Origin of the sequence: Capsulimonas corticalis, from assembly GCF_003574315.2 — a bacterium.
Classification (GTDB): Bacteria; Armatimonadota; Armatimonadia; order Armatimonadales; family Capsulimonadaceae; genus Capsulimonas; species Capsulimonas corticalis.
Genome location: NZ_AP025739.1, coordinates 2214588 through 2227360 on the forward strand (window position 1 = coordinate 2214588; position 12773 = coordinate 2227360).

Annotated in this window: 6 protein-coding genes; 3 read left to right on the forward strand and 3 right to left on the reverse strand. The window is 64.1% G+C overall.

Annotation, left to right across the window (positions count from 1 at the left end):
• Positions 1–18: 18 nt before the first annotated feature.
• The 3 genes from D5261_RS09455 to D5261_RS09465 all read right to left on the reverse strand — a co-directional run bounded on the left by D5261_RS09455 (position 19) and on the right by D5261_RS09465 (position 3818).
• Positions 19–681: a hypothetical protein gene (locus tag D5261_RS09455; protein ID WP_125206337.1), complete on the reverse strand. Its 663-nt coding sequence runs from the start codon at positions 679–681 to the stop codon at positions 19–21.
• Positions 682–806: 125 nt separating this feature from the next.
• Entirely contained in the window at positions 807–2003 is a 1197-nt protein-coding gene (locus tag D5261_RS09460) for a VWA domain-containing protein (protein ID WP_119324732.1), read from the reverse strand.
• A gap of 165 nt (positions 2004–2168) precedes the next feature.
• Entirely contained in the window at positions 2169–3818 is a 1650-nt protein-coding gene (locus D5261_RS09465) for a protein kinase domain-containing protein (protein WP_165864633.1), read from the reverse strand.
• A gap of 146 nt (positions 3819–3964) precedes the next feature.
• Here D5261_RS09465 and D5261_RS09470 point away from each other — a divergent pair, with 146 nt between their 5' ends.
• The 3 genes from D5261_RS09470 to D5261_RS09480 all read left to right on the forward strand — a co-directional run bounded on the left by D5261_RS09470 (position 3965) and on the right by D5261_RS09480 (position 12650).
• Complete coding sequence (locus D5261_RS09470) at positions 3965–7723, forward strand: hypothetical protein (protein WP_119324734.1); 3759 nt, start codon at positions 3965–3967, stop codon at positions 7721–7723.
• A gap of 264 nt (positions 7724–7987) precedes the next feature.
• Positions 7988–9049, forward strand: coding sequence for a hypothetical protein (locus D5261_RS09475; RefSeq protein ID WP_165864634.1), 1062 nt, complete (start codon positions 7988–7990; stop codon positions 9047–9049).
• Positions 9050–9113: 64 nt separating this feature from the next.
• Positions 9114–12650, forward strand: coding sequence for a PA14 domain-containing protein (locus tag D5261_RS09480; RefSeq protein WP_119324736.1), 3537 nt, complete (start codon positions 9114–9116; stop codon positions 12648–12650).
• Positions 12651–12773: the final 123 nt, after the last annotated feature.

Below are 12773 nucleotides of genomic sequence, written 5' to 3' on the forward strand. Positions count from 1 at the left end.
TTTTGGGGGCGCGATCTTCTACTTTCGCGTGAACAGCACGATCAATATCGCCAGCGCGACGATGCCTCCGAGCACCATCATCAGCGGGCCGTAGTTGGCAAAGAACAGATAGAAGAACAGGGCGTAGGACGCCAGGACGCCGACGAGCAGGGCGACACGCGAGGCGGCCGCAGGATCGCCGCGCTTGTTCGCGGCGCGGGCGCCGACATACACGACGAACGGCAGGAAGATCAGCGCAATGGCGGTTCCCACCAAAAAGATGATCCATTTGGTGATGGGGTTCGACGACACGAATTCAAAATCATTGTTCACCGTCGCGGGGAACCGCACGCTGCCGCCGGTGCTCGACACCGCCTCAAAGTGATAGTGGTATGTGCCCGAATTGGCCGGAGTGTAACTCCAGGTGACCGGAATGCCCGCCGTGGCGTCGCCGCTGGGAATGGCGGCCGGTACGATGACCTCGCCGCCGGGCGTCTCCAGCACCATCTTCAGCGTTGTCGGCGCGTCGCCTTCGGACTGAATGTAGGTCAAATTGGCGACATACGTGCGGCCCTGCTGCACCTCGGCGGGAATCGGCGGCGTGTTGGCCGATGACAGCGTCGGCGGCTTGGCGGATGCGGCGAAGGCCAGGGAAAACAGCAATGCGGCGATGCACGCAATTCGAGAGCAGACAAGTTTCAAAGAGACACGGCCTCCTGTGCCGACGAATTGGCGGACGCCTCGCAAAACAGCTTTGCAGGCCCGCCAATTATTGTGACACATAACATGGGAATTGGTTGCAGCGCGTTTCGCGGAGCGCCTTGCCGCTAGAACGACGCTTCTTTGGGGTCGGCCACGCGCACCCGATGCTCGCGCTCGGGCGACGTTTCCGTCGCCGCCGTCACCAGCCGGATTTCATCGCCGGTCCGCACGGCCGTGGGGCCTTCCAGGCGGGCGCCATTATGGTAGACCTTGACTGTGTCGCTTCCCTTCACGGCGGGGATTAGCGTCAGGCCACCCTTCGCTTCGATGGCGGCGGCGGGCGCGGCAACTCCCGCCAGCGGAAATGTCTCGTCGCCCGGTCCCCCCGCGCCGATCGACCCGCCAAGCTGCACCCGGGATCCGGGGCGCAATTGGAAGTCGACCGGGCGGCCCTTGTCGCCCAGCTTCAGCCGCAGCGGCTGCGGCCGGCGCAGCGCCGACATCGCCGCGAACGCGAGGATCGCCAGCAGCGCGACCGCGCCGCCGATGATCGCCGGCAGATTGCTCTGCGGCTTTTCGGGAGTCGAAGGCGTCAGCGTCGTCGGCGCCGTCGATTGATCGTCGCCGGCGTTATCGTCCTGCCCCGGACCGACGGGAAGCCGTTCGATTGGCCGGCCGCTGGTGGCGATGCCGACGCCGACGCCATACTCCGTCAGTTTGTCCGAGGATTTCAGCGTGCGCAGCAGCCGTTCGTAATCGCGATTTTCCGAACTGCTCGGATAAACCGTCAGCCCCTTGAGCGTGTAGTAATTCAAATACGCCGGATAGTTCGGGTCGCTCTCCAGAGGCCGGTCGTTAAACGAATCGGTCAGGAGAACGACCACGCCGGGGTTTGGAAGATCCTGTTCGATCGCTTTGAGCGCCTCATGGTGCGGCTCGCGAATATTGGTTCCCGCCCCGGGCGTAACAGCCGACGGGATCTGATCGGTCAGCGCCGCCGCATCGGCGGCGTCGGTGATTGTCTTGTCGAACACCGTCTGCGTGCCCGTCCCGAAGCTTTTGAGGATCACATGGTCGCCGGGATCGCATCCCTGGCGAAGCAAGGTCGCGGTCGCCGCGCGCTCGCGTCCAAAGACGCCGCCGTGCCGTGTGCTGCCCGAAACATCAAAGACAAACACCACCGTCTTAGGATGGATCGCCTTGATCTGCGCCGCAAACTGCGGCAGAGACGCCTGAGACGGCGCATCCTGCGCGCATGCGGCGATGGGCAGAGCGCAGAGGGCGGCGAAAAGGGCAATATTGAGTTTTGTTCGCGATGTCACGGAAAGAGGCCCTCACCCCCCCGGCCCCCTCTCCCAATTTTGGGAGAGGGGGAGCAAGAGTGTTTTTGTGCTTTTGGATCTTTGATCCTAAAATCCTAATCTTAACCTTCTCCCAGAATTGGGAGAGGGTGGCGCGGAGCGCCGGGTGAGGGCCATTCCGCCCTCCTAATGCAGCAGCGCCACGCACGCCCCGACAATCCCGATCACCCCCGCGATCAGCGCCGGCGCGCAGCCGGTGGCGCTGGGGACCTGGCCGGCGGGGATGTCCTTCACCACGCGGACGCGGACGTCGCAGCGCATTTCGCGCCAGACCATGCGGCTCCCCATCTCCGTCTTCTCTTCCACGCTGTTGACGAACGTGATGACTGCTTTATAATCTCCCGCCGTCAGCGAGGTGGCCGAGACCGAGAAGCCGAGAAACTGAGTGGCGCCGGGTTCGATCCAGAGCGGCTGAAACTCGCCGGGATAGGTCAGCCAGGACGGCGATGCGGCGACTTTGTCGATTCGAATGCGTTCCGAACCGATGTTTCGGACGCCGATATGCAGCACTCCCTTTTGTCCATACCGAACTAAGCCCGGGTCCGGTTCCTGCGTGCAGGCGATCCCGTCGCCTTCGAGCGGCGCGCCGGGCGGCGCCGACGGCGGAGCAGGGGCGGCGTGCGGGAAGGGCGGCGGGGCGGCGTCCGGCGCTCCCTGGGTAGGCAGGCGCTCGGCGAGGGGCGGGGGCGATGCCGGGGCGGCGACGCCCTTGACGGCGACCGGGACCGCGACGGTCTGCTCGTGCCAGGGAGCGCCTGCGGGCGGCGTCATCGTCTGCATGCCGCTGTTCGAGCGAATCTGGAGGTTCGCCCGGTAGTCGCCGGGCTGGAGACGGGCGCCCGAAAGGGTGAAGACGAGATCGATCTCGTCGTCCGGGGGCAGCACGAACGGGGTGAACCGCGTGTGGTAGTTGAGCCAGACGGCGTCCGACCCGACGGCTTCAACGTGTAGGGGCGTGTCGCCCTCGTTCCAGATCGTCAGCACGACGGACGTTCCAGCGCCCGCGTTGATCACCGCCGTCGTGGGCGTGACCATGCAGACGATCCGCGCGCCAAGCCGTCCCCGCTCTTCCTGAACGCCGCCCGCGCCGAAGCCGAGCAGGCCGGCCATGCGCGTGATTGCGTCGAGCTTGTAGCGCAGCTCTTCGGGAGTTGTGGTCGTCGCCTGCATCTCCGTCAGATTGCGCATCAGCCGCGTGCGCGCTTCGGCGCCGGCTTCGTCGTCGGGAGATCGCTCCGGGAGAAACTCTTTGTAAAGCTCGCAGAGGGCGTAGTAATCGGCGCGCGCCGTCGCCGCGCCGCCGGGTCCGAGCAGGGAGGGCGGGGCGTAGCGCGTGCCGGACGCGCCGCGACCGGCGCCGAAGTCCGTGAGATAACTGGCGCCGTCGTCCGAGATCACGATGTTTTCCGGGGACAGCGCGCCGTGGGGAGCGCCCATGCGATGGGCGTAGTCGAGGGTGTCCAGAACCGGGTCCAGAAGGTCGCGCAGGCGGTCGAACGAGCGGTCCGCGCCATTCGCCAGGGTCGTGCGCAGGCTGCGGCCGGGAATCCAATCGCGGACCGTGTATAGCGCATCATCGTCGATCAGCCAGCGGCGCGCGGGCGCGATGCGGGGATGGCGCAGGCCCAGCGCCTGGGTCGCCCGTGTCTTGCCGAGGTCGCCCGAGCGGCGCTTGATCAGCACCTGGCGATCGCCGCCCGCTTCTCGCGCTCTCCAGCTGACGATTCCCGGACCGGCCGTGACGACTTCGGCGACGTCCTCAAACTGCGAGAGCACCCGATCCATTATCCTTTAGTATACCCTTCGGAGCGACGCCACGTTCTCTTCCTCTGGCAATCGACCCGGCAAGCCCCGAAAATCTTCGAAACAACGGTAAAATACCAGGCATACATGATCTGCCGTTTGCTTCGGAAGGAAATAGGATGATAAAACCGCGGATTCGCCGATGCACTACCCTCGCACCTCTTGGCATCCTGGCGTTTGCCGCATTCGCGCTGCCCGCCGCGCGAGTCGACGCGGCGGGGTCTCCCGATCTTGTGTGGATGCGGCCGGGCGCAAAACACGTGGGCGATGTCGCGGTTTCGCCGGACGGTAAACTCCTCGCCCTCGTGACTGGCGACGCCGCTTCCCCAAACATCAAGCTGATCCGGCGCGCCGACGGCGTGTTTCTGCACATGATCCGCCTGAGCTATCCCGCCCTCGCCGTCACGTTTTCACCGGACTCGCATACCCTGGCCGTACGCTGCCATGTCGCGGATTTCCAGACCGACACGCCTTCCTATTATCTGTTTCGTGTTTCGGATGGAGGGCTGATCCGCGCGTTTCCCGCGCTCGGCCTGGAATCGGCGAATCCGCTGCGCGACGACCGGATTACGTTCACTCCAGACGGGAAACAGCTCGTCACGGATGAACTGTCGTTCGACCAGAGCGTGGTGGCGACGAGCATTTACAACGTACTGGACGGTTCGCTTCAGCCTCCGGCCATCGCGGGCTATGCGCCGGGATCGCTGGCCGCCGATCTGGGCGGCAATCTCCTGAGCGGGGCCCAATCGACCCTGGCGCCCGACGGCAGCCTGCGCTTTAGTTTTCTTTCCGATGGAACGGCCGCCTTGTGGAGCCCCGCGAACGGCGCGTATCTCGGCTCTGGGAGCTTTCAGGTCTCGGGAGGCCCCTGGACCAATCCCGTTTATTTGAGCCCGCAGCTTGTGGCGTTCGGTGGCCCGCAGGGCCTCTCCACCCTGTCGCTCGCCTCCCTCTCCGGCGGCGCGCCGCCCCACGTCCCGGTCGCGTTCGACGCTTTTATGAACGCCAAGGCGCTCTGGACATCACCGGATGCGAACCGCACGACGCTTCTGGCGCTTGGTTCGGTGGGCGGCTCTCCGGATGTGCTGCGAGTCTATCGGAAATTGCCCGGCGCATCCATTCCCGCCCCGCTCGATCTGGATATTTCCGCCTTTGAGCCGCTCGGCGGCGCCGCAATCACCCCCGAGGCGTCTTCTTATTTTGTCTCCGGCGTCGCCCTCGGCTTTCCGTGCGTCTTCGAAATCAACGCGCTGGGCGGGCCAGGAAACTCCAGCCTCATCGAAAGAAGCCTGCTGGCGCACGCCGCGCGGGCGAACGGCGTCGCGTATTCCCCGGACGGGCAGATTGTCGTGACCGGCGGGGACGATGGCCGGTTATGCCTGTGGAGCGCGGCCGACGGTTCGCTCATTCGGACCGATGGAATTCATGAACCGATAGAAGCCGTGGCAATCTCGCCCAGCGGTCGATTTGTGGCTTATGCCGTCTCGGACAAAGTGGTGACGCTGGACCGCACCAATAACAGTTCGACCTATGTCTCCGTCACGGAGCCGTTCCGTCTCGCCTTTTCGCCCGATGGAGGCTATTTGGTCGCCGTGACGGGAGAACCGCAGGTCCGGGTCTGGTCCACGAGCCAATTGGCGACAGGTGGAATGCTACAATTCTATGCGGTCGGTGGATTTGGAACCGTTCAGGACGCCGTGTTTTCCCCGGATAGCGCGACAGTCGCCATCAAAAGCCTGAATCAGCTCTACTTCTGGACGATTGGCGGATCCTATCCTGCGCCGATCGATCTGGGATCGAATGCGGCGAATGGATTTGGTCTCGCGTATTCGCCGGATGGAAGCCGGCTGGCGGTCGGCGGAGATCGAGATGTTTCCCTCGTCGATACGGCGGCCCATACGGTGGTGAAAACGCTGCACGATCCCGTGGCCTATGGGACCGCGTATGTCAGCAGTGTCGCCTACCGGCCGGACGGCGGCCTTCTGCTCTCGGCGCACGCCGACGGCGCGGTGCGCGCCTGGAATGCGGCTGCGGGAACGCTCCTCCAGACCTACTCGGAGGATACCGGTGTCCGCAATAGCTTTGGGCTGCTGGGGATCGCCGCCGCTCCGAACGGCTGCGATTTCGCTTATTGCTGGGACGACGGCTCGGTCAGTCTGGCGAACATGCCGGGACCGACGCCGCTGAAGGTTACGCTGGATACGTCCGCGACGGCCGCCAGCGCGACTTACAGCTCGGTCCTGTTCCACTGGACGACCAACCTGCCGGCGGACAGCCAGTCCGATATCGGCCTTTCCTTGCCGCCTTATGAAGCCGGAACGCCGCTCGACAGCGCGCGCGTGACCACGCACACGCAGACCATGACCGGTCTGATCCCTGCGACGACTTATCACTATCGAGTCCGGTCGACGGACGCGCGCGGCGTCACGCGCGACAGTGAGGATGCGACGTTCACCACACGCGCCGCGCCGACGCCGTCCCAGGTCGTCTTCCAGGTTCCGTCGGGCTACGGCGGCGTGGCGACCGTCGTGGGCGTCACCCTGACGACGCCTGCCGATGAGAACGGCGTTCAAGTGGCGATGTCCAGCTCGGACGCCCAGATGATTCCGGCGGGGACAAAGCTCACGATCCCTCCGGGCGCATCGGGCGCGTGGCTGAAGATCGTTCCGACCGCCGTCTCCGCGAACACGGTCGTGTCGGTCTCCGCCACGCTGAACGCGGTGACGAAAACCGCCACGCTGCCCATCAATCCGCCGCTGCTGACCGCCCTCTCCACGATCGCGTCCGTTGCCGGCGGTCAGCCGCTGGCGGTCAAGGCGACTCTGCAAGGCGCCGCGCCGGCGGGCGGCCTGATCGTGCCGGTGTCGAGTCCTTCTTCGGCCATTATCGGCGGCTCCATCACCATTCCCGCCGGCGCGACCAGCGGAACGACGACGCTCGCCACGCGCCTGGTGAACGCCAATACGCCGGTGACGCTGACGGCGACGTCCAATGGGACTTCGCGGACTGTAAGTGTGACCGTCCAGCCGACGATCCAGTCGATCGCGTTTGCCGCCGCCGGCGGCTATGGCGGGGTGAGCACGAGCGTGGGGGTTTCTCTCTATGTGCCGGCGGGACCGAATGGGGTGACGATTGCGTTGTCGAGCCCTGGATCGACGCTGTTCCCGGCGGGAACGACCGTGACGATTCCGGCCGGCGCTTACGGCGCGTGGATCCGATGCACGCCTGCTCCCGTCGCGTCCGCCACCGTCATCACCGCGACGGCGACCCTGGGATCCGTGAGCCGGAGCGCGACATACGCCGTGAACGCTCCCGCTCTGACAAGCTTCGTTCCCGCCAGTTCCGTTCTTGGCGGCCAGCCGCTGTCCGCGCGGGTGACCCTGACCAGCCCCGCGCCTGCGGGCGGCGCCCTGGTCAGCGTCACAAGCAATTCTCCGGCAATCACGGGGGGCGCCGTCACGGTTCCCGCCGGAGCGACCACGGCGACGGCTTTGCTCACCACGCACCCCGTCAGCGCCGCCGCTTCCGTGACATTGACGGCGGCCTGGAAATCCGTATCCCTCACGGGGAATGTCGCCGTTCAGCCGTCGTTCCAATCGATCGTCTTCGCCGCGGCTTCTGGTTATGGCGGGGCAAGCACGAGCCTCGGCGTCGCGCTCTACACGCCGGCGGGCCCGGGCGGGCTGACCGTAACGCTCTCCAGTTCGGATACAAAAATGATCCCGGCGGGAACCACTCTGACGATCCCCACCGGCTCCTACAGCGCCTGGATGCGCGTGACGCCCTCGGTTGTCGTGTCGGATACCGCGGTCACCGCCACGGCGGCGCTGGGATCGTTTACCAAGAGCGCGACCTACACAGTGAAAAAGAATCCGTAACTCCCATTCATTGTCCGCGTGTTTCGCCCTCAAGCCTTCCGAACGGAAGCGTTTGGGGGCGTTTTTTTTGCCGCGCGAAAACGTCCTTCCTACTTTCCGTAAGAATTTAGCAAGTGAGCCTTGACAGCGATGCGAGTATGCCATATGATGTGATGGGCTCCAGGTATCCGTATGCCTTTTTACGGATGGTTCACTCGTGGTCCGCAACGTTTTCTTTCTGGTTCCCATCGATTCACGCTTCGCGTCGCGGAAAGTTGTCCTGTTTTGAAGCTGCCGTACTTAGTTTTTATTGCGTTCTTCGGATTTTGCTCCGCGCCGGCTCCGGCGGCGCCCGTCGCCGGCGCTCCGCAATACCAATTGACGGATCTGGGCGTCACCCCTTTTATCGCCGACAATACCTCGCTCAGCATTGACGCCGACGGTTCGGTGGGGCTGTGGCGCGCGGACGCGGAGGGCGCGGCGCAGGCCGCGCTTTGGCGCAATGGAGCGACGGCGCTGTTTTTGCGAAACCCCGGCTATCGCAGCTCGGTCAGCCGCTCGCTGAGCGCCGGCGGGACGCTGGTCGTGGGATGGACAAGCACCTCCGGCAACTCCGTGGACAGTCTGGCGACGACCCGGGCGTTCTTCGCGCGGGGCGGGAAGCCGGTCGTGCTGGGAACGCTCGGCGGCCGAGACAGCCAGGCGTTTGGCGTCAACGCGAAAGGGCTCATCGTGGGAGCCGCGCAGACCAAGGCGCGGGAGCGTCACGCCTTCGTGTTGTCTTCCGGCGGCGTCATGCGCGATTTGGGGCTGCTGCCGGCCGGCCGCTCCAGCGCCGCCTACGCCGTGAACGCCGCCGGAGCGATTGTCGGCGCCGCCGATGCGCCGCTGGCCGGGGCGAAGATTTTCATGAACCACGCCGTGCTGTGGCGCGGCGGCAAAATGACGGATTTAGGGCTGCTGCCGGAGGGGCAGTGGGCCTACGCCACCGCAATTAATAGCCGTGGCGATATCGTGGGACTGGCCGGCGTCAAGGCCGACACGCGCGCCTTTTTGTATCGCGAGGGCCATATGATCGATCTCGGATCTCCCGGCGACGATCCCGTGAGCGCGCGAGCGATTGGCGACAATGGCGAGATTGTCGGAATGTTCGCGGTCAACGAGCGCATCCACCATGCGTTTCTTTGGAAGAACGGCGAGATCGCGGACCTCAATACATACCTGCCGAAAGGCTCGGGATGGACGCTGCTTCAGGGCGACGGCGTAAACGCGCGGGGCCAGATCGTGTGCCAGGCGCGCAGCGCGCAGGGCGAAATCCACGCGGTGCTGCTGACGCCCGTGCAATAAGAGCATTTTTATTCAGATATAATCAACGGCGAATTCTTTGGGATAATCGCAGGAGAATGGTGACATGGATCGACGACGACTTGCAGGTAGATTTTCCCAATTGGCGTTCGGCGCGGCCGCCGCGCTGGCGCTTGGCTCGGCTGCGTCTTTTGGCGCGCCCGTCACGGTGTGGACGCAGCACAATGACAACTCTCGCACCGGCCAGAACACGCAGGAGTCGGTGCTCAATGTCTCCAACGTCAATAAGAGCACGTTTGGAAAGCTTTTCAGCTATCCAGTCGACGATCAAGTTTACGCGCAGCCGCTTTACGTGCCGGGGCTGACCATGCCCGTTGACGGCAAAACACATAATGTGGTCTTCGTGGCCACCGTCAACAACTCGCTCTACGCATTTGACGCCGATAACCCCGCCGCCGACGGCGGACAGCCGCTCTGGAGCGTCAATTTCACTCCGGGGAGCTGCCGCCCGCCGATCAAGAGTGATATTGCCGGCTGGTACAACGACTTTGACAACAACATGGGTATCGTCGGCACCCCCGTGATCGATACGGCCTCGGGAACGCTTTATGTCGTCTCCCGCTGGACGGACGGCAGCGTCTTCAACCAGGATCTGCACGCGATCGATATCCATACCGGCGAAGAGCGGGCGAACAGCCCGCAGTCGATCGATGCGGAGTATGTCGCGGGCGCAGTCACGACTGGCTTTGACGCGCGCCTGCAGAACCAGCGCCCGGCGCTGCTGCTGCAAAACGGCGTCGTCTATATCGCGTGGGCGTCCCATGGCGACACCAGTCCTTACCATGGCTGGATTATCGGCTACAAGGCGTCGGATCTGTCTCAGGTCGCGGTCTGGAACTCCTCGCCGACCGGCGATATGTCGTCAATCTGGCAGTCTGGACAGGGCCTCACGACAGACGCCGCCGGCAATATCTATTTCATGACCGGCAACGGCACGTTCGATGGAACAACGAACTTCGGCGAAAGCGTGCTCAAGCTGACGCCGTCCACGTCCGGGGCTCTTACCTTTAAAGACTTCTTTGCTCCCTCCAACTGGGATACGCTGAACGCGTGGGACGCTGATCTGGGTTCGGCGGGCATCCTGGGCATTCCCGGAACCAAGCTGATCCTCGGCGGCGGCAAGGAAGGCAAGCTCTACCTGCTGAACACGGACAACCTGGGGAAGGTGAACAGTGTTGACAATGTCGTGCAGGAGTTTCAGGCGACCTCGCCGGCCGCCGGCCAGACCGGGCATATTCACGGGACGCCTGTCTATTGGCGCAATCCATCCGGTCAGTACATCTATGTTTGGGGCGAGAACGATTATCTGCGCCAGTATCAGTTCCTGAACGGCGTGGACGCCAACCACGGCTCGTTCAACACCTCCGCCATCGCGCACAGTCCATTCCGGGCGCCGCTGTACAACGGCGGAATGCCGGGCGGCTTCCTTTCGATTTCGTCGAACGGAAACGCCGCCAATTCAGGCATCGTCTGGGCGGCTACGCCCTACGACGACAACGCCAACCAGCAGACGGTCGCGGGAGTTCTTTCGGCGTTCGACGCCTCGAATGTCTCGCATGTGCTCTGGACCAGCAAGGACTTCCCATCGCGCGACGACATCGGCCGGTTCGCCAAGTTCGTTCCGCCCACGGTCACCAACGGCAAAGTCTATGTCCCGAGCTGGGGCGACGGCAATGGCGGTCCCTGCCAGTTGTGCGTCTACGGCCTGCTGCCCACGCCCGTGGGTGGCGCGGGACTGCGCGTCGATTACTACAACGATTCGCCGGACTCGTCTTACCCGCTGTCGGATCCGTTCAGCGGGACGCCGGTTCTGACCCGTGTCGATTCCACGGTGGACTTCAATTGGGGCGCTAACTCGCCGACCCCGATTGTTACCACCGATCATTTCTCGGCGCAATGGCGCGGCCGTGTTCTCGCGCCGACGACCGGCAATTACACCTTATACACCAACACCGACGACGGCGTGCGCCTCTGGGTCGGCGGCCAGCTGATGATCGATCAGTGGAACGACCAGGGGGCGACCGAGTACGCTACCCCGGTCATTTCCATGGTCGCCGGGCAGAAGTACGATATCGAAATGGATTATTTCGAGGATGTCGGCGACGCCGTCGCGCAATTGTCCTGGTCCGGTCCGAACATCGCCAAGCAGATCATTCCGCAGTCGCAGCTGTTTCTCCCGGCGACGCTGAAGACGATCGGGTTCAATGCGGTCTCTGGACCCGGCGGCGTGGCGGTGGGGGTGGGCGTGGCGCTGACTGATACGGCAAGCGCCGGCGGGACTTACGTGGCGATGTCCAGCTCGGACACCAGCGCGATTCCCCCCAACACGCTTCTGAAGATCCCCGCCGGCGCGACCAGCGCCTGGCTGGCCGTGACTCCCAAGCCGGTTACGTCCGACACCCAGATCACCGCGACTGCCTATGACGGCTATACAAGTAAGAGCGCAAGCTTCCTCGTCACCGCGCTGGCGCTCAAAACGCTGACAACCGCCTCCGTGGTTGGCGGGGAAAACCTCTCCGTGACGGCGACTCTGCAAGGGAAGGCTCCCGCCGGCGGCGCCACGATCCCGGTGAAAAGCAGCTCTCCAGCGATTGCCGGCGGATCGATCGTCATTCCCGCCGGATCGTCCAGCGGAACGGTGTCGCTTACGACGAATGTTGTCAAGACCGACACTGCGGTAACGCTCAGCGGAACCTACGGTGGCGCGACGATCACGACAAACGTCACACTCCGGGCCTCGTTCCAGTCGTTCAGCTTCGCAGCCCCCAGCGGCTACGGCGGCGTTCCCACATCGCTTGGCATAGGGCTCTATGGCCCCGCCGCCGCGGGCGGCGTCACCATCAAGCTCGCCAGCCCGGGTTCGACCCTGATTCCTGCGGGGACAACGGTGACGATCCCCGCCGGTTCTTCGGGCATCTGGTATAAAGTGACCCCGGCTCCGGTCAATACGGATACCGTGATTACCGCGACCGCAACTCTGGGAGCCTTAACTCGTCAAGCCTCCTATACCGTGAAGGCGGCGGTGCTGCACAGCATCACCGCCGGCGCTACCGTGCCTGGCGGAACTCCGCTCACCGTCCATGCTACTTTGCTGAGCCCCGCGCCGACCGGCGGCGTGTCAGTCTCGGTAACGAGCAATTCATTGTCGGTAACCGGCGGCTCAATCGTCATCCCTGCGGGAGCGCTCACGGCGCAGGCGACATTCGCAACAAAGCCGGTCGGCGCCGATACACCGGTGATATTGACTGGAACGTTCAACAGCGTCACGCAAACGGCGAATGTTACGGTTCAACCGGCGATCCAGAATGTCGCATTCAACGTTCCCAGCGGCAAAGGCGGGGTCGCGACGGCGTTAGGAGTGGTTCTCTATGGACCCGCTCCCACCGGCGGCGTGGCGGTGAAGATCTCCAGTCCGAACACTGGGCTGATCCCCGCAGGAGCCACGCTGACGATCCCCGCCGGTTCGTCCAGCGCCTGGTATAAAATCATCCCGCCGGTGGTCACCACGAATACGATCATCACCGGGACCGCAACCATCGGTTCCGCCAGCAAAAGCGCAACGTATACCGTGACGCCTCACTAAAAGAATGCGATCTCCCCGTCCCGCCTCTTTCTGAGAGGCGGGAAACCGGGGCCGCGTACGCCGTCGGGGCAGTGTCGTGGGACTGGCCGGCGTCAAGGTCAAATCCACACGGCGCCGCTGACG

Bases quoted from the DNA above. Each gene is read 5' to 3' on its own strand.
- D5261_RS09470 (WP_119324734.1), top strand. From the start codon at position 3,965: ATGATAAAACCGCGGATTCGCCGATGCACTACCCTCGCACCTCTTGGC.
- D5261_RS09480 (WP_119324736.1), top strand. From the start codon at position 9,114: ATGGATCGACGACGACTTGCAGGTAGATTTTCCCAATTGGCGTTCGGC.